The organism is Acinetobacter calcoaceticus ANC 3811 (genome assembly GCF_000399665.1).
Classification (GTDB): Bacteria; Pseudomonadota; Gammaproteobacteria; order Pseudomonadales; family Moraxellaceae; genus Acinetobacter; species Acinetobacter calcoaceticus_B.
On the sequence record NZ_KB976986.1, the window covers coordinates 3,464,585 to 3,483,759 of the forward strand.

Annotated in this window: 32 protein-coding genes and 2 pseudogenes; 29 read left to right on the forward strand and 5 right to left on the reverse strand. The window is 42.2% G+C overall.

Annotated elements, in window-relative coordinates; translation table 11 throughout:
• Positions 1–85 precede the first annotated feature (85 nt).
• From F935_RS17515 to F935_RS17530, 5 genes and pseudogenes are all read right to left on the reverse strand, one after another.
• Positions 86–523 (reverse strand): RrF2 family transcriptional regulator, encoded by a 438-nt coding sequence (locus F935_RS17515; protein WP_016140103.1) that lies wholly within the window; start codon positions 521–523, stop codon positions 86–88.
• 87 nt (positions 524–610) lie between these two features.
• The gene (locus F935_RS17520) at positions 611–1,375 is read right to left on the reverse strand and encodes a globin domain-containing protein (protein WP_016140104.1); all 765 of its coding nucleotides are present in this window, start codon (positions 1,373–1,375) and stop codon (positions 611–613) included.
• Positions 1,376–1,377: 2 nt separating this feature from the next.
• Positions 1,378–1,507: pseudogene (locus tag F935_RS18775) on the reverse strand (hypothetical protein).
• 15 nt (positions 1,508–1,522) lie between these two features.
• A complete protein-coding gene (locus F935_RS17525; RefSeq protein ID WP_016140105.1) occupies positions 1,523–3,070 on the reverse strand; it encodes a helicase HerA-like domain-containing protein in 1,548 nt (515 codons plus the stop codon).
• Positions 3,071–3,112: 42 nt separating this feature from the next.
• On the reverse strand, positions 3,113–4,303 hold the full coding sequence (locus F935_RS17530) for a PLP-dependent transferase (RefSeq protein WP_035366412.1): 1,191 nt from the start codon (positions 4,301–4,303) through the stop codon (positions 3,113–3,115).
• Between the two features lie 168 nt (positions 4,304–4,471).
• Between F935_RS17530 and F935_RS17535 the strand changes: the two genes are divergently transcribed.
• The 29 genes and pseudogenes from F935_RS17535 (at position 4,472) to rplQ (ending at position 19,011) form a co-directional block, all read left to right on the forward strand.
• Positions 4,472–5,200, forward strand: a complete 729-nt coding sequence (locus tag F935_RS17535; RefSeq protein ID WP_016140107.1) for a type 1 glutamine amidotransferase — start codon at positions 4,472–4,474, stop codon at positions 5,198–5,200.
• Positions 5,201–5,452: 252 nt separating this feature from the next.
• Positions 5,453–5,764: a 30S ribosomal protein S10 gene (gene rpsJ / locus F935_RS17540; protein ID WP_004725677.1), complete on the forward strand. Its 312-nt coding sequence runs from the start codon at positions 5,453–5,455 to the stop codon at positions 5,762–5,764.
• Between the two features lie 58 nt (positions 5,765–5,822).
• The gene (rplC, locus tag F935_RS17545; protein WP_016140108.1) at positions 5,823–6,461 is read left to right on the forward strand and encodes a 50S ribosomal protein L3; all 639 of its coding nucleotides are present in this window, start codon (positions 5,823–5,825) and stop codon (positions 6,459–6,461) included.
• 11 nt (positions 6,462–6,472) lie between these two features.
• Complete coding sequence (gene rplD, locus F935_RS17550; protein ID WP_003653663.1) at positions 6,473–7,075, forward strand: 50S ribosomal protein L4; 603 nt, start codon at positions 6,473–6,475, stop codon at positions 7,073–7,075.
• Positions 7,072–7,392, forward strand: a complete 321-nt coding sequence (rplW, locus tag F935_RS17555; RefSeq protein ID WP_003653662.1) for a 50S ribosomal protein L23 — start codon at positions 7,072–7,074, stop codon at positions 7,390–7,392. Before rplD ends, rplW begins: the two co-directional genes overlap by 4 nt.
• Before the next feature lie 11 nt (positions 7,393–7,403).
• A complete protein-coding gene (rplB, locus tag F935_RS17560; RefSeq protein ID WP_004789629.1) occupies positions 7,404–8,228 on the forward strand; it encodes a 50S ribosomal protein L2 in 825 nt (274 codons plus the stop codon).
• A 13-nt stretch (positions 8,229–8,241) separates the two neighbouring features.
• The gene (rpsS, locus tag F935_RS17565) at positions 8,242–8,517 is read left to right on the forward strand and encodes a 30S ribosomal protein S19 (protein WP_001138119.1); all 276 of its coding nucleotides are present in this window, start codon (positions 8,242–8,244) and stop codon (positions 8,515–8,517) included.
• A gap of 11 nt (positions 8,518–8,528) precedes the next feature.
• Positions 8,529–8,858 carry a 50S ribosomal protein L22 gene (gene rplV / locus F935_RS17570; protein WP_004639524.1) on the forward strand — a complete coding sequence of 110 codons (330 nt, stop codon included), beginning with the start codon at positions 8,529–8,531 and terminating at the stop codon, positions 8,856–8,858.
• A 1-nt stretch (position 8,859) separates the two neighbouring features.
• Positions 8,860–9,676: pseudogene (gene rpsC / locus F935_RS17575) on the forward strand (30S ribosomal protein S3).
• Entirely contained in the window at positions 9,616–10,029 is a 414-nt protein-coding gene (gene rplP / locus F935_RS17580) for a 50S ribosomal protein L16 (protein ID WP_002049688.1), read from the forward strand. Before rpsC ends, rplP begins: the two are co-directional and overlap by 61 nt.
• Entirely contained in the window at positions 10,029–10,226 is a 198-nt protein-coding gene (gene rpmC, locus F935_RS17585) for a 50S ribosomal protein L29 (protein ID WP_000849928.1), read from the forward strand. The genes rplP and rpmC overlap by 1 nt, the downstream gene beginning before the upstream one ends.
• On the forward strand, positions 10,223–10,480 hold the full coding sequence (rpsQ, locus tag F935_RS17590) for a 30S ribosomal protein S17 (RefSeq protein WP_001291845.1): 258 nt from the start codon (positions 10,223–10,225) through the stop codon (positions 10,478–10,480). Before rpmC ends, rpsQ begins: the two co-directional genes overlap by 4 nt.
• 92 nt (positions 10,481–10,572) lie before the next feature.
• A complete protein-coding gene (rplN, locus tag F935_RS17595; RefSeq protein ID WP_001982634.1) occupies positions 10,573–10,941 on the forward strand; it encodes a 50S ribosomal protein L14 in 369 nt (122 codons plus the stop codon).
• Positions 10,942–10,950: 9 nt separating this feature from the next.
• Positions 10,951–11,268 (forward strand): 50S ribosomal protein L24, encoded by a 318-nt coding sequence (rplX, locus tag F935_RS17600; RefSeq protein WP_002116820.1) that lies wholly within the window; start codon positions 10,951–10,953, stop codon positions 11,266–11,268.
• Positions 11,269–11,283: 15 nt separating this feature from the next.
• Entirely contained in the window at positions 11,284–11,820 is a 537-nt protein-coding gene (rplE, locus tag F935_RS17605) for a 50S ribosomal protein L5 (RefSeq protein ID WP_003653658.1), read from the forward strand.
• 9 nt (positions 11,821–11,829) lie between these two features.
• The gene (gene rpsN / locus F935_RS17610) at positions 11,830–12,135 is read left to right on the forward strand and encodes a 30S ribosomal protein S14 (protein WP_016140109.1); all 306 of its coding nucleotides are present in this window, start codon (positions 11,830–11,832) and stop codon (positions 12,133–12,135) included.
• A gap of 11 nt (positions 12,136–12,146) precedes the next feature.
• A complete protein-coding gene (gene rpsH, locus F935_RS17615) occupies positions 12,147–12,542 on the forward strand; it encodes a 30S ribosomal protein S8 (protein WP_005038490.1) in 396 nt (131 codons plus the stop codon).
• A gap of 13 nt (positions 12,543–12,555) precedes the next feature.
• Positions 12,556–13,089, forward strand: coding sequence for a 50S ribosomal protein L6 (gene rplF / locus F935_RS17620; RefSeq protein WP_003653655.1), 534 nt, complete (start codon positions 12,556–12,558; stop codon positions 13,087–13,089).
• A gap of 14 nt (positions 13,090–13,103) precedes the next feature.
• Positions 13,104–13,454, forward strand: coding sequence for a 50S ribosomal protein L18 (rplR, locus tag F935_RS17625; protein WP_003653654.1), 351 nt, complete (start codon positions 13,104–13,106; stop codon positions 13,452–13,454).
• Positions 13,455–13,456: 2 nt separating this feature from the next.
• Positions 13,457–13,954, forward strand: coding sequence for a 30S ribosomal protein S5 (gene rpsE / locus F935_RS17630; protein ID WP_003653653.1), 498 nt, complete (start codon positions 13,457–13,459; stop codon positions 13,952–13,954).
• Between the two features lie 6 nt (positions 13,955–13,960).
• Positions 13,961–14,137 carry a 50S ribosomal protein L30 gene (gene rpmD, locus F935_RS17635; protein WP_003653652.1) on the forward strand — a complete coding sequence of 59 codons (177 nt, stop codon included), beginning with the start codon at positions 13,961–13,963 and terminating at the stop codon, positions 14,135–14,137.
• Positions 14,138–14,140: 3 nt separating this feature from the next.
• Positions 14,141–14,581, forward strand: a complete 441-nt coding sequence (gene rplO, locus F935_RS17640) for a 50S ribosomal protein L15 (protein ID WP_016140110.1) — start codon at positions 14,141–14,143, stop codon at positions 14,579–14,581.
• A 45-nt stretch (positions 14,582–14,626) separates the two neighbouring features.
• Complete coding sequence (gene secY, locus F935_RS17645; protein ID WP_171056864.1) at positions 14,627–15,946, forward strand: preprotein translocase subunit SecY; 1,320 nt, start codon at positions 14,627–14,629, stop codon at positions 15,944–15,946.
• Positions 15,947–15,966: 20 nt separating this feature from the next.
• Entirely contained in the window at positions 15,967–16,083 is a 117-nt protein-coding gene (gene rpmJ, locus F935_RS17650; RefSeq protein ID WP_000867907.1) for a 50S ribosomal protein L36, read from the forward strand.
• A gap of 105 nt (positions 16,084–16,188) precedes the next feature.
• Entirely contained in the window at positions 16,189–16,545 is a 357-nt protein-coding gene (rpsM, locus tag F935_RS17655) for a 30S ribosomal protein S13 (RefSeq protein WP_003653646.1), read from the forward strand.
• A gap of 19 nt (positions 16,546–16,564) precedes the next feature.
• Complete coding sequence (gene rpsK, locus F935_RS17660; protein ID WP_001040166.1) at positions 16,565–16,951, forward strand: 30S ribosomal protein S11; 387 nt, start codon at positions 16,565–16,567, stop codon at positions 16,949–16,951.
• A gap of 12 nt (positions 16,952–16,963) precedes the next feature.
• Positions 16,964–17,590 (forward strand): 30S ribosomal protein S4, encoded by a 627-nt coding sequence (gene rpsD, locus F935_RS17665; protein WP_005301294.1) that lies wholly within the window; start codon positions 16,964–16,966, stop codon positions 17,588–17,590.
• A 17-nt stretch (positions 17,591–17,607) separates the two neighbouring features.
• Entirely contained in the window at positions 17,608–18,615 is a 1,008-nt protein-coding gene (locus F935_RS17670) for a DNA-directed RNA polymerase subunit alpha (RefSeq protein ID WP_003653641.1), read from the forward strand.
• Between the two features lie 18 nt (positions 18,616–18,633).
• A complete protein-coding gene (gene rplQ / locus F935_RS17675; protein ID WP_016140111.1) occupies positions 18,634–19,011 on the forward strand; it encodes a 50S ribosomal protein L17 in 378 nt (125 codons plus the stop codon).
• Positions 19,012–19,175: the final 164 nt, after the last annotated feature.

Here is a 19,175-nt window from a genome sequence, read left to right on the forward strand (position 1 = left end):
TTAAATGAGAGGGCTCGCGCCTAGTATAAAGGAGCTTGGTTATTCTTGCTAATTTTCAATAAATTTACCCCATAAGGGATATTTATTAAATTTGCAAAAAAGCGATAGGAGAGTCAGACGGGGTAGACTTTGACTGCTGCAAAACCTCTCCGAGTGTGTATTGATCTAGGCTTTGATAAAAGCTTTCTAGAGCTTGGTCAAGAATACCTTTTAGACCACAATGAGCACGCAGCACACAAGGCGGTGTATTGCATTCAACAATTTGATTGTCACCCTGCAATATTCGAACAATTGAGCCTAAATTTGAATTAAGTGCATCTGGATTTAAGCGAATTCCGCCACCTTTACCGCGAATGGTAATAATCCATTCTTGTTTGCCCATAAAGTGAACAACTTTAACCAGATGGTTTTGTGAAACATGCAAATCTTTCGCGATTTCTGCAATCGTGTAGGGTGCATCACTTGGGCGTGCAACATACATTAATAGTCGTAATGCATAATCGGTAAATTTATTAAGCTGCATGATCACCAAAAATGGAAGAGAACAAAAGGATGATCATCTTAGCCTGAAAGTCTAAATAAGAAAACTTTCAGGCAAGAGGTTTTTATATTAGAGCGTTAAAGGAGCTGAAACCTGTACTTGATCGCCAACTCTATAATGTTCAAGCAAGATATTCGAAACTGAGAATTCAGTATGGTTTTCTTCAGGCTGAACTTCAAAATGATATGAGTTGTTTTCTTGAGCTTCTGTAAATTTAAAAGCTTTCGGCTGTTCAAGCTGTTGCTCTGGAACTTGTACTTTAACTGAAATAAAAGCATTTGCAGGACCAGTTAGTACGTCCTCATGATCAGTTGCTTTTAAAGTGAAGCGTTTGCCAGATTCAAGAGGGTCAATTTGTGTAATTTCAAATGGACGCCAGCCAGCCCATCCACCTTTTAAGCTTTCAAGTTGTTCATATTTTTGTTTTTCAACGCCAATCAAGATATCTGCCAATTGTAGGTAAGCTTGTTTCCACGCTTCAATAAGCTCTGATTCAAATGGCACATTGAGTACTTCACTAATTGAATGAAGTAGGTTGTCACCAACAATTGCATATTGATCTGGCTGAATATCCAAGCTCACATGTTTAGTGGTGATGCGTTCAACAGCTTTGGCTAGAACTGTAGGATTTTCAATATTTTCAGCATATGCGAGTACCGCTGCTGCAAGTGCGCGAGGCTGACGTAAGCTGGTTTGGTCATCTAAGTTAAAAACATTTTTTAATTCAGGATTGTTATTCAGCATACGCTTATAAAAGTATGTAGTCAGCGTAACGCCGTGTTCACGTAAAACAGGTACAGTAGATTTAACGAGTTCAATTTGTTGTGGAGTCATGGCTAGACCTTATTTATCTGGCTATATAAGATGTATTTAAAATACATCTTTAAAAAAATAATCGCAATAGCTTTTGTATTAAAAAACCATAAAAAAATTAGGGAATATATAATTCCCTAATTTAAAATTGATATATCTCTAAGAAAGTTACTTGCCAAATAGTGAACCAAGCAGACCTCTCACTAATTTTTGGCCTGTACTTCCTCCTAAACTTCGTGCAGCACTTTTTGCAAAAGTACCAACAATATCTTGTGTTAGCTTGGCTCGTTCACGTGCTGCTCGTTCTTCTTCTTTTAGTTGCTCGCGTGCCAATCGTTCTTGTTCCTTTGCTTGTTGTTTTGCTAAAGTTTCTTGCTCTTTTTGCTGCTGCTTGGCAAGTTCAGTATTTTGTTGTTGCTGTTCTCGTTCAGCGACTTTACTTTGTAGCATCTCATAGGCGCTATCACGGTCTACAGCCTGTTCATAAATGCCAGCAATAATACTTTGTGAGATTAAAGCTTGACGCTCTTCTGGAGTAATGGGTGTAAATGAAGAGTAAGGCGGCATTACCCAGCCACGTTCTACAATTTGTGGTGTTCCTTGTTCATCAAGACAGCTAATGAGTGCTTCACCGACACCAAGTTCGGTAATTGCTTCATCAACTTTAAATCCTGGATTAGCACGGAAAGTATCAGCTGCAGTTTTTACTGCTTTTTGGTCTTTAGGCGTAAATGCGCGTAGGGCATGTTGAACGCGGTTACCAAGCTGACCAAGAACACTTTCTGGTAAATCGAGTGGGTTCTGAGTAATAAAATAGATGCCAATACCTTTAGAACGAATTAAACGTACAACTTGTTCAATTTTGTCTTGGAGTGCTTGGCTGGCATTGTCAAAAAGCAAGTGTGCTTCATCAAAGAAAAACACAAGTTTAGGTTTATCCATATCACCGACTTCTGGTAGCTGTTCAAATAGTTCTGAAAGCATCCATAAAAGGAAAGTGGCATATAGCTTAGGTGTGTTCATGAGCTTGTCAGCCGCAAGAATATTAATGTAGCCATGCCCATTTGCATCGGTTTGAATAAAATCTAAAATATTTAAAGCAGGTTCACCAAAAAATTGCTCTCCACCTTGGTCGGCAAGGGCTAGTAAATTGCGTTGAATAGCGCCTAAGCTCGCTGGAGATAAATTGCCATATTCCGCTTTAAACTCAGCTGCATGTTCACTAACAAATGTGATCATGGCTTTTAAGTCTTTAAAGTCGACTAACAGCAAACCTTGATCATCGGCAATACGGAAAACTGCTGCCAAAACGCCTTCTTGTGTATCGTTTAAGTTGAGCATGCGAGCCAGCAAAATTGGCCCAATCTCAGAAATGGTGGTACGAATAGGGTGGCCTTGTTGGCCGAATAGATCCCAAAAAATGATGGGATTGGCTGCGAAAGGAACGCTATCAATCTGCAAAAGCTTTAGTCGTTCATTAAATTTATCTGAAGCTTCTCCCGCTTTTGCGAGACTTGAAACATCACCTTTAGCATCGGCAAGAAATACCGGTACACCAATTCGAGAGAAACTCTCTGCTAGAACTTTTAACGTAACTGTTTTACCTGTACCCGTGGCGCCTGCAATAAGTCCGTGGCGGTTGGCAAACTGGGAAAGTAAAACAATTTCTTTTGACGTGTCATTAATATTTTTAGCAATAACAATCGGTGTACCCATATATTTTTATCCTTTGGTTCGAGTCACTATAATGTTGTCGTTTTACAGATGTTTTAGTGCATTTTCGATATCTTGTATTAAATCTTGCGGATCTTCTAGTCCTATACAGAAGCGAACCAATAATCCTTGTTGTAAATGTGTATTCTCAAGTTTTCTCATCATTTTTAAATCATAAAGCATGATTAAGCTAACTGGTCCTCCCCAGCTAAAACCGAGCTTAAATAATGCTAATGCATCGCAGAAACGACGTACTGCTGTAATGTCATATTCAGGTTTGAAAATAACACTGACTAGACCAGCACTTTGACCATCTGTGCAGATTTCTTGCCAATATTGATGGCCAGGGCCAGTGCTGTCACTTGGGTGTAGCACTTGTGCAAATTGAGGTTGGTCTTTTAGCCACTGAAGTAAAGTTTGGGCATTGGCTGACTGTTGTTCGTAGCGTAAAGACATATGAGCAAGACTGCGTTGAATTTGAGCTGCATCATCTCCAGAAACTGCAATACCTAAAGTGGCATGCGTACGGAATAGGCGGTGATGAAGTTTGTCATCACGAGTTACAATGCTACCCATTAAGATGTCACCGCCGCCACTCGGATATTTGGTGAGCGCATGAACGGTTAAATCGACTGATAGATGTTCATCAGAAAAATGAAAAGCATTAAACGCAAGCCCAGCGCCCCAAGTATTATCTAGGGCTGTCAATACACCATGTTTTTTAGCTTTTTTGACAAGATTTTTAAGATCAGGGAATTCCAAAGTAACTGAACCCGCGGCCTCTAACCATAACAGTTTACTTCTTTCAGTTGGTTGAAAGCTTGAGGCATCAATAGGGTTGTACACTTTGACAATAACGCCATATTGATTTTGCAGATGATTTAAATGCTCTAGGTTGGGTCCATAGATATTGTCTGGTACCCATACTTCATCATGAGTGCTTAAAAAGGCTGAGTTCACAACATTAATTGCTGATAAGCCACTCGGTGCAAGCAAACAATGCAATCCACCTTCAATCTGCGCAATATTGTCGCCTAAGGTGAAGGTGGTAGGGGTGCCATGTGTTCCATAACTATAGTCGTAATCATCCGTCCAATGGCGGTCAAAAAGGTGCGAAGTCGATTTAAAAATAATAGTGGATGCACGAAATAAGGGTGGTTGGACTGTTTCAATAAATTGCGGAGCCTTTCTTGGGGCATGAATGAGGCGAGTCTGGAAGTCGTTATGCTTTTTCATAGTGCGTTGCATTTTAGATAATAAAGTTAGATTAAGAGAAATTTAGATTCTTCGCTAGATTTACGAAGTTTTATAAGACGTTTCGTTACAGTAGACTCATAAAATAAAAACTTGGCTTTATTTTTGCAAAGACCACTACAACATTCTAACAACAATAGGTTTAAGCGCATGAAGTCGCATTTACGTGTTCACTATTTTCAACATATTGCGGGTGAGGGTTTTGGGAGTTGTTACTCATTTTTAAAAGCTCACCACGCGACAATTAGCTCTACAGAGTTTTTTGCACTTCCGGTTGATCGGTCCCTAGAAATAGAAGCTTTGCCCCAAATTGAAGAGGTTGATTTGTTATTGGTCATGGGTGGAACCATGAGTGTAAATGATGAGGCGAATTTTCCATGGCTCAAAATAGAAAAGAGGTGGTTGCGCCGTTATTTAGCAGCAGGAAAACCAGCTATTGGACTTTGCTTGGGAGGGCAGTTAATTGCTAATGCGTTGGGTGCAGCGGTGAGTCGTAATCGCTATCAGGAGCTTGGATGGTCAACTGTTCAGCGAGTGGCAAATTTACCTCAAGAAAGCTTCCCATTACCAGAGAAGATAAAGGTTATGCAGTGGCATAGCGAGACCTTTGAAATACCTAAAGGCGCTATACACTTGGCTCAAAGTCCGGCTTGCCGCAATCAGATGTATCAGATTGGAAAAAATGTGCTGGGTTTTCAGTTCCATCCAGAGATGACGCCAGCAACTTTAGCGCTTTTACTTGAAGATGAAGAAGAGTTGTCTATTTTTGAGGGAGAATATGTTCAATCTACGCGTGAATTACACTATTCCGAAGCACAAAAATTTGAGCAAGGTAATCAACTCCTAAATAAAGCGATTGAATTTGTAATAAGTGCTTAGATGACGCCTCAATGCTCGATTACAGCGGGTTTTGTGCAGAAAATAGAAAAAGATAATTGCATAAGACTTAAACAATCGTTATAATGGGCGACCCTCAATAGGAGGGGCATTTGCTGCGAAGAAAGTGGTAAATGTGCATTACAGTCGTGGCATCGATCATGACCTTAGTGATTTTCACTGCCTTTGACACTTACCGATAGGTGAGATGCGTCAAGGGTGATTCTTTATATATTTGGCTTGGAGTTTACTGGTATGTCTAACCAGAGAATTCGTATCCGTTTGAAGTCTTTTGATCATCGTCTGATTGATCAATCTTCTCAAGAGATCGTAGAAACCGCTAAGCGTACTGGAGCACAAGTTTGTGGTCCAATCCCGATGCCTACTCGCATCGAACGCTTCAACGTTCTTACTTCACCGCACGTTAACAAAGATGCGCGTGACCAGTACGAAATCCGCACCTACAAACGTTTGATCGACATCGTTCAACCTACAGATAAAACTGTTGATGCATTGATGAAATTAGATCTTGCGGCTGGTGTTGATGTTCAGATCGCTTTGGGTTAAGGCTTTCGGTTAATTAACTTTTAAGTTAATTAGGCCGCTTTTTTAGAGGTTTATGCACATGGCTATTGGTTTAGTCGGTCGCAAATGTGGTATGACTCGCATCTTTACAGATGCAGGTGTTTCTGTACCTGTTACAGTCATCGAAGTCGATCCAAACCGCATTACGCAAATCAAAACACTTGAAACTGATGGTTATCAAGCTGTTCAAGTAACTACTGGTGAACGTCGCGAATCTCGCGTAACTAACGCTCAGAAAGGTCACTTTGCGAAAGCTGGTGTTGCTGCTGGTCGTTTGGTTAAAGAGTTCCGTGTTACTGAAGCTGAGCTTGAAGGTCGTGAAGTTGGCGGTACTGTTGGTGTTGATTTGTTCACAGTTGGTCAAGTTGTTGACGTAACTGGTCAATCAAAAGGTAAAGGTTTCCAAGGTGGTGTTAAGCGTTGGAACTTCCGTACCCAAGACGCTACTCACGGTAACTCACTTTCTCACCGTGTATTAGGTTCTACAGGTCAAAACCAAACTCCTGGTCGCGTGTTCAAAGGCAAAAAAATGGCCGGTCACTTAGGTGATGAACGCGTAACAGTACAAGGTCTTGAAATCGTATCTATTGACGCTGAACGTTCTGTTTTAGTTGTTAAAGGTGCAATTCCTGGTTCAACTGGCGGTGACGTGATTGTACGTCCTACCATCAAGGCCTGAGGGGAAATACCGTGAATTTAAAAACTGTTTCCGGCTCTGCTGTTGAATTGTCTGAAGTTGCTTTCGGACGTGAATTTAACGAAGCTCTTGTACACCAAGTTGTTACTGCTTACTTAGCAGGTGGTCGTCAAGGTACTCGTGCTCAGAAGTCACGTGCAGACGTTTCTGGTGGTGGTAAAAAACCATTCCGTCAAAAAGGTACTGGTCGTGCTCGTGCGGGTTCTACTCGTAGCCCTATCTGGGTTGGTGGCGGTAAAACTTTTGCTGCTCGTCCACAAGATTGGTCTCAAAAAGTAAACCGCAAAATGTACCGCGGTGCAATGCAATGTATCTTAGCTGAACTTGTTCGCCAAGATCGTCTTGTATTAGTTGAAGAGTTTGCTATTGCAGCTCCAAAAACTAAAGAATTGCTTGCTAAGCTTGGCGATTTAAATGCCGCTCGTGCATTGATCGTTACTGAAGCTGTAGATGAGAACTTATATCTTGCAGCACGCAACCTTCCGCATGTAGATGTGGTGGATGCAACTGCAATCGATCCTGTAAGCTTGATCGCGTTTGATAAAGTTGTTATGTCTGTAGCTGCTGCTAAGAAAATTGAGGTAGAACTCGGATGAACAACGAACGTATCTATCAAGTCCTTAAAGGACCAGTCTTCTCAGAAAAGGCACAAGTTTTAGGTGATACTGTTGGCGTTCAAGTGTTTAAAGTAGATATTAATGCTACTAAACTTGAAGTTAAAAAAGCAGTTGAAAAACTTTTTGGTGTAGAAGTTGTTAAAGTTAACACTACTATTACTAAAGGTAAAACTAAGCGCTTTGGTAAAACATTAGGACGTCGTTCTGATGTTAAAAAAGCATACGTCACCCTGAAAGCCGGCCAAGATGTTGAAATGGCTGACTTGGGCGATACCGCTGAAAGCGCAGCGGAATAAGGACGAAAATTATGCCGATTCAAAAATGTAAGCCAACGTCTCCAGGGCGTCGCTTTGTAGAGAAAGTGGTTCATGATCACCTTCACAAAGGCGCGCCTTACTCACCGTTGGTTGAAGCAAAAAAACGTACTGGTGGTCGTAATAATAACGGTCACATTACAACTCGTCACGTTGGTGGTGGTCATAAGCAACACTATCGTATCGTTGACTTTAAGCGTAATAAAGACAGCATCCCAGCTGTTGTAGAGCGCATTGAATACGATCCTAACCGTACAGCACATATTGCTTTATTGAAATATGCTGATGGTGAACGTCGTTATATCATTGCACCTAAAGGCTTGCGTGCTGGCGATAAAGTACAATCTGGTAACGATGCTCCAATTCGTCCAGGTAACTGCTTGCCACTTCGTAACATGCCGATCGGTTCTACACTTCATAACGTTGAACTTAAAATTGGTAAGGGTGCGCAATTAGCGCGTTCTGCTGGTGCTTCTGTTCAGTTATTGGGTCGTGATGGTTCTTACGCGATTGTTCGTCTTCGTTCAGGCGAAATGCGTAAAATTCATGTTGAATGCCGCGCTGTAATTGGTGAAGTTTCTAACCAAGAAAACAACCTTCGTTCATTGGGTAAAGCTGGTGCTGCGCGCTGGCGTGGTGTTCGTCCTACCGTACGTGGTATGGCGATGAACCCAGTTGATCACCCGCACGGTGGTGGTGAAGGGCGTAATAAAGGTATTCAACCTGTAAGCCCATGGGGTCAAAAAGCTAAAGGGTACAAGACACGTACCAATAAGCGTACGACTAAGATGATTATTCGCGACCGTCGCGTCAAGTAAAGGAATCTGACTAATGCCTCGTTCTCTGAAAAAAGGCCCATTCGTCGATGCGCACTTGTTCGCTAAGGTTGAAGCGGCTGTTGCTAGTAACTCTCGCAAGCCGATTAAAACTTGGTCTCGTCGTTCGATGATCCTTCCGGATTTTGTTGGTTTAACAATTTCTGTTCATAATGGTCGTAATCACGTTCCAGTAATTGTTACTGAGCATATGGTTGGTCATAAACTCGGTGAATTCGCGCCAACTCGTACCTATCGTGGTCACGGTGTTGACAAGAAGTCTAAACGTTAATAGGTGTCATGATGGAAGTAACTGCTAAATTACGCGGTGCCGCTATCTCGGCACAAAAGGCACGTTTGGTTGCAGATCTTATTCGCGGCAAATCTGTTGCGCATGCTTTAAATATCTTAAACTTCAGCAATAAAAAAGCTGCTGTTTTAGTAAAAAAAGCATTGGAATCTGCGATTGCAAACGCTGAACACAATAACAGTTTAGATGTTGATGATCTTAAAGTTTCTACGATTTACGTTGATGAAGGTGTTAGCCTTAAACGTATTATGCCACGTGCTAAAGGCCGTGCAGATCGTATTACGAAGCGTACTTGTCACATCACCGTTAAGGTAGGGGTTTGATATGGGTCAGAAGGTTCATCCAATCGGTATCCGCCTAGGTGTTGTGAAACGTCATAACGCTAACTGGTATGCGAGTCCGAAACAATACGCTGAATACTTGCTTAAAGATCTTCAAGTTCGTGAGTTTTTAAATAAAAAACTTAAGAATGCGATGATCAGCAACATTCTTATCGAACGTCCATCAGGCGCTGCTAAAGTAACTATTAGCACAGCTCGTCCTGGTATCGTAATCGGTAAAAAAGGCGAAGATATTGAGAAATTACAGCGCGAACTTACCAGCATTATGGGTGTTCCTGCGCAAGTAAGTATCAATGAAATTGATCGCCCAGACTTAGATGCGCGTTTAGTTGCTGAAGCAATCGCTTCTCAATTAGAAAAGCGTGTAATGTTCCGTCGTGCTATGAAGCGTGCGGTTCAAAACACTATGCGTGCTGGTGCTAAAGGTATCAAAGTTGAAGTGTCTGGCCGTTTAGGTGGTGCAGAGATTGCTCGTACAGAATGGTATCGTGAAGGTCGTGTACCTTTACATACATTACGTGCAGACATTGACTATGCTACTGTGCGTGCAGAAACAACTTACGGTACGATTGGTGTTAAAGTTTGGATTTTCCGTGGTGAGATTTTAGGTGGCATGAAACAAGTCATGAACCCTGCTCCTGCTGAAGATCGTCCAGCTAAACGTGGTCGTGGTCGTGGTGAAGGTCAAGAGCGTCGTGGTCGTCGCGGTGACCGTGCTGCTGACAAGGGAGAATAATCCATGTTGCAACCTAAACGTACCAAATTCCGTAAGGTGCACAAAGGCCGTAATACTGGTCTAGCGCATCGTGGTAGTACAGTATCATTTGGTTCGATTGCAATTAAAGCAACTGAACGTGGTCGTATGACTGCGCGTCAGATTGAAGCTGCACGTCGTACTATTAGCCGCCGTATTAAGCGTGGTGGTAAAATCTTTATTCGCGTATTCCCGGATAAGCCGATTACTCAAAAGCCTCTTGAAGTGCGTATGGGTAAAGGTAAGGGTAGCGTGGAATACTGGGTTTGCCAGATCCAACCAGGCAAGATCCTGTACGAAATTGAAGGTGTGAACGAAGAATTAGCGCGTGAAGCATTTGCTTTAGCTGCTGCTAAACTTCCGTTTAAAACCACTATCGTGACTCGGACGGTAATGTAATGAAAACTAAAGATTTACGTGAAAAGTCGGTAGAAGAGTTGAAAGCTTTGCTTGATGAGCAACAGCTTAACCAATTCCGTCTTCGTATGGCGAAAGCAACTGGTCAGTTGGGTAAATCGCACGAAGTGCAAGTTGCTCGTAAGACAATTGCTCGTATTAAGACACTCCTTACCGAAAAACAGGGGAACGGACAATGAGTGAAAAAACAGTCCGCACGTTAACCGGCAAAGTCGTAAGTGACAAAATGGATAAATCTATTGTTGTTCTTATTGAACGCCGCGTTCAACACCCGTTGTATGGCAAGTCAATTCGCCGTTCAACTAAGTTACACGCTCATGATGAGAATAACGTCGCTAAAATTGGTGATGTTGTGACAATCAAAGAAAGCCGCCCAATTTCTAAAACTAAAGCTTGGACTTTAGTGGAAGTAGTTGAAGCAGCTGCTGAGTAATTCGACGTTCTTGTTGCATCATCGGTCAATTTCGAGTACTCTTTGAGCCTTTCGAAATTGTGACCGGTGATGCTCGGTTTTGGAGTAGGGCAATGATTCAAACCGAAACTATGCTCGACGTAGCAGACAACAGTGGTGCTCGCCGCGTACAATGTATTAAAGTACTTGGTGGTTCACATCGTCGTTATGCTTCTGTTGGCGACATTATTAAAGTTACTGTAAAAGAAGCAATCCCACGCGCACGTGTTAAAAAAGGTGACGTGATGAATGCGGTTGTAGTTCGTACTAAATTCGGCATTCGTCGTCCAGATGGTTCTGTGATCCGTTTTGATGATAATGCTGCAGTTATCCTGAACAACAACAAAGCTCCGATTGCTACTCGTATCTTCGGACCAGTGACTCGTGAACTTCGTACTGAACAGTTCATGAAAATCATTTCATTGGCTCCTGAAGTTCTATAAGAGGCAATCATGGCTAAGATTAAAAAAGGCGATCAGGTTATCGTGATCGCAGGTAAAGAAAAAGGCAAACAGGGTACTGTATTGTCTGTTTCTGAAGACCGCGTTAAGGTTGAAGGCCTTAACTTAGTGAAGAAGCATCAAAAGCCGAATCGTGTAACTGGCGCCGAAGGCGGTATTGTTACTCAAGAAGCTTCGCTTCATATTTCAAACGTGGCAATTTTAAATGCTACAACCCAGAAGGCTGACCGTGTTGGTTACCAAGTGATTGATGGCGTGAAAACTCGCGTTTATAAATCAAATGGTGAATCAGTGGCGGTAGCGAAGTAATAGGTTGAATAGGCGATGGCCAGACTTAAAGCACGTTACAATGATGAACTTAAAGCAAAGTTAAAAGAAGAACTTAGCGTTAAGAACGTGATGGAAATTCCACGCATCACAAAAATCACCCTAAACATGGGTGTAGGCGCAGCTGCAACTGATAAGAAATTATTAGATGGTGCTGTAGTCGACATGCAGTTAATTGCTGGTCAAAAACCAGTAATTACACTTGCTCGTAAATCTATCGCAGGTTTTAAAATCCGTGATGGATGGCCGATTGGTTGTAAAGTTACTTTACGTGGCGACCAAATGTACGAGTTCTTGGATCGTTTGATCTCAATCGCAATCCCTCGTATCCGTGACTTCCGTGGTTTCTCTTCGAAATCATTTGATGGTCGTGGTAACTACTCAATGGGTTTGAAAGAGCAAATCGTTTTCCCTGAAATCGATTTCGATAAGATTGATCGTATTCGTGGTATGGATATTACTATTACTACGACTGCTCGCACCGATGACGAAGGCCGTGCGCTTATGCGTGCATTCGGCTTCCCGTTCAAATAAGAGGTCGATATGGCTAAGAAAGGTATGATTAATCGCGAATTGAAACGCGAAAAAACAGTTGCGAAATACGCTGCAAAACGTGCTGAATTAAAAGCTACTATTGCAAACGTAAACGCAAGTGAAGAAGAGCGTTTCGAAGCGACGTTAAAGTTACAGGCATTGCCACGTAATGCATCTCCGGTGCGTCTTCGTAACCGTTGTGGTTTAACTGGTCGTCCTCATGGTTACTTCCGTAAGTTCGGTTTAAGCCGTAACAAACTACGTGAAACAGTAATGCAGGGTGATGTACCAGGCGTTGTTAAGGCAAGCTGGTAAGGAGCGACTAAATGAGTATGCAAGATACCGTTGCCGACATGCTAACACGTGTTCGTAACGCACAAATGGCTAAGAAACAAACTGTTTCTATGCCTTCTTCTAAGTTGAAAGTTGCAATTGCAAACGTTCTTCAACAAGAAGGTTATATTTCAAATGTAGAAGTTGCTCAAGAAGAGACAAAATCTACTTTGACAATTACTTTAAAATATTTCGAAGGCAAACCAGTTATCGAAGTGGTTAAGCGCGTAAGCCGTCCAGGTCTTCGCCAATACCGCGGTAAAGATAAACTTCCAAGCGTTAAGCAAGGTTTAGGTATTGCAATTGTTTCTACAAGCAAAGGCATCATGACTGATCGCGCTGCACGTGCTGCAGGCGTTGGTGGTGAAGTTATTGCTTTTGTTTCTTAATAGGTGATTCCTCATGTCTCGTGTGGCTAAAGCCCCAGTAACTGTACCGAATGGTGTAACAGTTACTCAGAACGGCCGGCAGGTCGAAGTGAAAGGCAGCAAAGGTACGTTGTCTTTCAACCTGCATGCGCTGGTCGAGCTAAAACAGGAAGAAGGTAAACTTCAACTTGCTCCAGTTAAAGAATCGAAAGATGCTTGGATGCAAGCTGGTACTGCTCGCGCTGTATTGAATAACCTTGTAAAAGGGGTTAGCGAAGGCTTTGAACGTAAGTTACAGCTAGTTGGTGTTGGTTATAAAGCTGCGGTTAAGGGTACTGTTGTAAACCTTAACCTTGGTTTTTCACACCCAATTGACTACGCTTTACCTGAAAGTGTAACAGCGGAAACTCCAACTGCAACTGAAATCATTTTGAAATCAGCAAACAAGCAGTTGTTAGGTCAAGTAGCGGCAGAAATCCGTGCGTATCGTTCTCCTGAACCATATAAAGGTAAAGGTGTTCGTTATTCGGATGAAGTCATTCTTCGTAAAGAAGCTAAGAAGAAATAAGGCGCGAGGTTCTTATGAACGAAAAGAAACAAACCCGTTTGCGTCGTGCGAAAAGCACACGCTTGCACATCCGTGCATTGGGTGCGACTCGTTTGTGTGTAAACCGCACTCCGCGTCACATCTATGCTCAAGTTATTTCAGCAGATGGTGGCAAAGTTTTAGCACAAGCTTCAACTTTGGATGCATCTTTACGTAGCGGTACTACAGGTAATGTAGATGCTGCTACTAAAGTAGGTGCTTTAATCGCAGAGCGCGCGAAAGCAGCTGGTGTAACTAAAGTTGCATTTGACCGTTCTGGTTTTAAATATCATGGTCGTATCAAAGCCTTGGCTGATGCTGCTCGTGAAAACGGCTTGGAGTTCTAATCATGGCTAAAGTTGAACAAAACGAAGGTCTTGTTGAAAAGCTGGTTGCCGTTGATCGTGTAGCCAAAGTTGTTAAGGGCGGTCGTATCTTCTCTTTCACAGCATTAACTGTTGTGGGTGATGGTAATGGTCGTGTTGGTTTTGGTCGTGGTAAAGCACGTGAAGTTCCAGCTGCTATTTCTAAAGCACTTGAAGCTGCACGTCGCAACATGATTACTGTAGACCTTGCTGGTACTACTTTACAACACCCTGTGAATGCTCGTCATGGTGCAAGCCGTGTATACATGCAACCTGCTTCTGAAGGTACTGGCGTAATCGCTGGTGGCGCAATGCGTGCTGTTCTAGAAGCTGCAGGCGTGCATAACGTACTTGCTAAATGTTATGGTTCTACTAATGCTGCAAACGTAGTAAACGCAACTTTCAAAGGTTTGCGTGATATGACTTCTCCTGAGAAAGTCGCTGCGAAACGTGGTAAATCAGTAGCAGAAATTCAAGGGTAATCAATCATGAAAACGATTAAAGTTACCCAGACTAAATCTTCTTCACATCGCTTGAAAAATCACAAGCTTTGCTTACAAGGTTTAGGTCTGCGTCGTATTGGTCATACTGTAGAAGTGCAAGATACGCCTTCTAACCGTGGTATGGTCAACAAAGTCTACTATATGGTTAGTGTAGAGGAATAAGCCATGACTCTGCGTTTAAATGAGCTTGCGCCTGCAGAAGGTGCAAAACGTGAAAACCGTCGTTTAGGCCGTGGTATCGGTTCTGGCGTTGGTAAGACCGGTGGCCGTGGTGTCAAAGGTCAGAAATCACGTAAAAGTGGTGGCGTTCGTCCAGGCTTTGAAGGCGGTCAAACTGCGATTTATCGTCGTTTACCTAAATTCGGTTTCACTAGCCAAATCGCTTTAAAAACTGCTGAAGTACGTTTATCTGAGTTAAACAAAGTTGAAGGCGACATCGTTAGCCTAGAGACTTTGAAAGCTGCGAATGTTGTTCGTCGTGACCAAATTCGTGCTCGTATCGTACTTTCTGGTGAAATCACTCGTGTATTCACTGTTCAAGGTGTTGCATTGACTAAAGGCGCTAAAGCTGCGATTGAAGCAGCTGGCGGCAAAGTCGAGGAGTAATCTCGAGTGTCTATGTCTCCTAGTTCTTCAGGTCATGTCAACATGATGAAAGGTCAGCCATTTCACGTGAAATATCGTGAAATTATTCGCCGGATGAGTTTTCTAATCGGTGCATTGCTGGTCTTTCGACTAGGAGCGCATATTCCAGTACCAGGCATTAATAATGCTGCGTTAGAAAATTTATTTCATGCGAACCAAGGAACTATTCTTGGGCTATTCAATATGTTTTCTGGCGGTGCTTTAGAGCGAATGTCTATTCTTGCTTTAGGAATTATGCCTTACATTTCTGCATCAATTATTGTGCAGTTAATGTCTACGGTAATTCCTTCACTAGAAGCCTTGAAAAAGGAAGGTGAGCAAGGTAAGCGTAAAATTAATCAATATACGCGTCAGGGTACATTATTGCTTGCAGTGGTTCAGGCAGTTGGTATGTGTGCAGGTTTGATTGGTCAGGGTATTACTCTGTCAGTTGGTCTTGAGTTTTATATACCAGCAGTTACATCACTTGTCGCTGGAACTATGTTCTTAATGTGGCTAGGTGAACAAATCACTGAAAGAGGTATTGGTAACGGTATCTCAATGATTATTTTTGCTGGTATTGTTTCTGGTTTGCCTAAATTAATTATGCAATCAGTTTCATCAGTAGATAATGGTCAGACAAGCTTAATTGGTCTTGTGATCTTTGGTCTTTTGTCTGTAGGTGTGTTGGCTGCGATTGTGTTTATTGAAAAAGCACAACGTCGCATTCCAGTAAACTATGCACAAAAGCAGCAAGGTCGTCGTATATTTACAGCACAGCAGACACATTTGCCATTGAAAATTAATATGGCTGGTGTGATTCCTGCGATTTTTGCAAGTTCTTTACTATTGTTCCCAGCGAGTCTTGGTCAATGGGTAGGAAGTGCAGATGCAAATGCTGGATTAATTAAGCGTAGCTTACAAGATTTAGCTTTAGTATTGTCGCCTGGACAGCCTTTGTATTTGGTGCTCTTTGGTGCGTTAATTATCTTTTTCTGTTACTTTTATACGGCTTTAGTATTTAGCCCTAAGGAAGTATCAGAAAATCTAAAACGCAGCGGAGCTTATGTGCCTGGTATTCGCCCAGGTGAGCAAACTGCTCGTTACTTAGATCATATTCTTAATCGTTTGACGTTTATTGGTGCGATTTATATTACGGTCATTTGTTTAATGCCAATGATTCTACAGAGTTCTTTTGGAATCCCATTCTCTTTGGGTGGTACATCATTACTAATCGTAGTTGTCGTTGTTATGGACTTTATGGCTCAGCTACAAGCGCACTTAACATCTCATCAATATGATAATCAAACATTAATGAGAAAAACGACTGCTCATCCTAAGGGATAAGCGCACTTAGAGGTTTCATCATGAAAGTACAAGCTTCTGTAAAGAAAATTTGTGGTAGCTGTAAAGTTATCCGTCGTAATGGGGTTATTCGCGTAATTTGTAGCGCAGAACCTCGTCATAAGCAGCGTCAAGGTTAATCTAATCAAGACCTGTTGATTTCAGTAGGCGAATTGGGTTAATATCCGCCCCTCAAGATTTTGTGGGGCGGTTGATTATCTCTACTGCCTTTTTGGAGAAAGTGAATGGCTCGTATTGCCGGTGTAAACATTCCGGATAACAAGCATGCTGTTATCTCCCTCACTTACATCTTTGGTGTCGGTCGCCATACTGCTAAGAATATCTTAACAGCAGTTGGTATTACTGAAACTACTAAGATCCGTGAGTTGGACGATGCTCAGCTTGATGCGATTCGTGCAGAAGTTGCTAAGGTTCCTACCGAAGGTGACTTACGTCGCGAAATTTCCATGAACATTAAACGTTTAATGGATTTGGGTTGCTATCGCGGCCTTCGCCATCGTCGCAGCTTGCCTGTCCGTGGTCAACGCACCAAAACTAACGCACGTACCCGTAAAGGTCCGCGCAAACCGATTAAAAAGTAAGATTTCTGGAAGCTAAAAGATGGCTAAAGATACTCGCACACGCAAGAAGGTCACCCGTACCGTCTCTGAAGGTGTTGCACACATTCACGCTTCTTTTAATAACACCATTGTTACGATTACTGATCGTCAAGGTAATGCATTGGCTTGGGCTACCTCTGGTGGACAAGGCTTCCGTGGTTCACGTAAATCAACTCCGTTTGCTGCTCAGGTAGCTGCTGAAGTTGCTGGTAAAGCAGCTTTAGATTACGGTTTGAAAAATCTGGATGTCCTTGTAAAAGGTCCTGGTCCAGGTCGTGAGTCTGCGGTTCGTGCATTAGGCGCAGTGGGTTATAAAATTAACAGCATTACCGATGTGACGCCAATTCCTCACAACGGTTGCCGTCCACCTAAAAAACGTCGCGTGTAAGGAGAAACATTCATGGCTCGTTATATTGGTCCAAAATGCAAACTCTCTCGCCGCGAAGGGACAGACCTGCAACTTAAATCTGGCGTTAAACCTTTTGACGTCAAAACTAAAAAAGCTAACAAAGCACCTGGTCAACATGGTCAGGCACGCGGTGGTAAGCAATCTGAGTATTCACTACAATTACGTGAAAAACAAAAAGTCCGTCGTATTTACGGTGTGTTAGAACGTCAATTTAGTAACTACTATAAAGAAGCAGCTCGTGTTAAAGGCGCAACAGGTGAGAACTTGTTGAAATTGCTTGAAAGCCGTCTTGATAACGTTGTTTATCGCATGGGTTTTGGTTCTACACGTGCAGAAGCTCGTCAGTTAGTAAGTCACCGTAGCATTACTTTGAATGGTCGTCGTGTAAACATCGCATCTATTCAAGTTAAAGCTGGTGATGTAATTGCGGTTCACGAAGGTGCTAAACAACAATTGCGTATTAAAAACGCGATTGAGTTAGCTGCACAACGTGGTATTCCAGCTTGGATCGATGTTGATCATTCTAAGCTTGAAGGTACGTTTAAAGCTGCACCAGATCGTGCTGATTTACCTGCTGAAATCAATGAAAGCTTGATTGTAGAATTGTATTCTAAATAATCCTTGAGGTAGCAATAATGACGCGTACTGCAAACGAGTTTCTAACTCCGCAAGCGATCAAGGTCGAAGCGGTTAGCGGGACCTCGGCAAAAGTGATTCTAGAACCTTTAGAGCGTGGTTTTGGCCATACTCTAGGTAATGCTTTACGTCGCATTCTATTGTCTTCTTTACCTGGCGCTGCTGTGGTTGAAGTGGAAATAGAAGGTGTCGAGCACGAGTACAGTACTTTAGAAGGCTTGCAGCAGGACATCGTCGAGCTCTTGCTGAACCTAAAAGGATTGTCTATTAAGCTGTTCGATCAAAATGAAGCATATTTAACATTAGAGAAACAAGGTCCAGGCGAAATTACTGCTGCTGATCTTCGTTTACCTCATAATGTTGAAGTGGTTAATCCAGAACATCTAATTGGTACTTTGAGTGCTTCAGGCTCATTAAAAATGCGCTTGAAGGTTGCTCAAGGCCGTGGTTATGAAACATCTGATTCTCGTTTCCCTGAAGGGGAAACACGCCCTGTTGGTCGTTTGCAATTAGATGCTTCTTATAGCCCGATTAAGCGTGTTTCTTACACCGTTGAAAATGCGCGTGTAGAACAACGTACCGATTTAGATAAACTGGTAATCGATCTCGAGACAAATGGAACGGTTGATCCTGAAGAAGCAATCCGCAAAGCGGCAACAATCTTGCAACAACAAATTGCAATTTTTGTTGATCTTCAGAAAGACCAAACTCCAGTTGCTCAAGAGCCTCGTGAAGAAGTTGACCCAATCTTGCTTCGCCCAGTAGATGATCTAGAGCTTACTGTTCGTTCTGCTAACTGTTTGAAAGCAGAAAATATTTACTACATTGGTGATCTTGTTCAACGTACTGAAGTTGAGTTGTTAAAAACTCCTAACCTTGGTAAAAAATCGTTAACAGAGATCAAAGATGTTTTGGCATCGAAAGGCTTACAACTCGGTATGCGTCTTGAAAACTGGCCACCAGCTAGTCTTCGTATGGACGACCGTTTTGCCTATCGTAGCCGTTAATTAAGTAGGACTATCACCATGCGTCATCGTAATAGTGGTGTGAAATTAGGCCGTACAAGCAGCCATCGTAAAGCGATGTTCCAAAACATGGCTAATTCTTTATTTGAACACGAGTTGATTAAAACAACTGTGCCTAAAGCTAAAGAATTACGTCGTGTTGCTGAGCCTTTAATCACTCTAGCAAAAAACGATACTGTAGCAAATCGTCGTTTAGCATTTGCTCGTACTCGTAATGCTGCAACTGTAGGTAAATTATTTACAGTACTTGGCCCTCGTTACAAAGAACGTAACGGCGGTTATCTACGTGTTCTTAAAGCGGGCTTCCGTGCTGGTGATGCAGCACCGATGGCTTACGTTGAGCTTGTAGATCGTGAAGTGACAACTTCAGCTGAATAATTGATTTTATTCAAAAAAGACCGGTTTTATACCGGTCTTTTTTATTTTTGTTAATTAGTAAAATTATAAAAATGTCCTCAAGTGACATAAAAAAACGGATAAACGGTCAAACTTGACATTGTGTATTGTCAAAATTGTGCTTTAATAAACTCATATTCTCAACA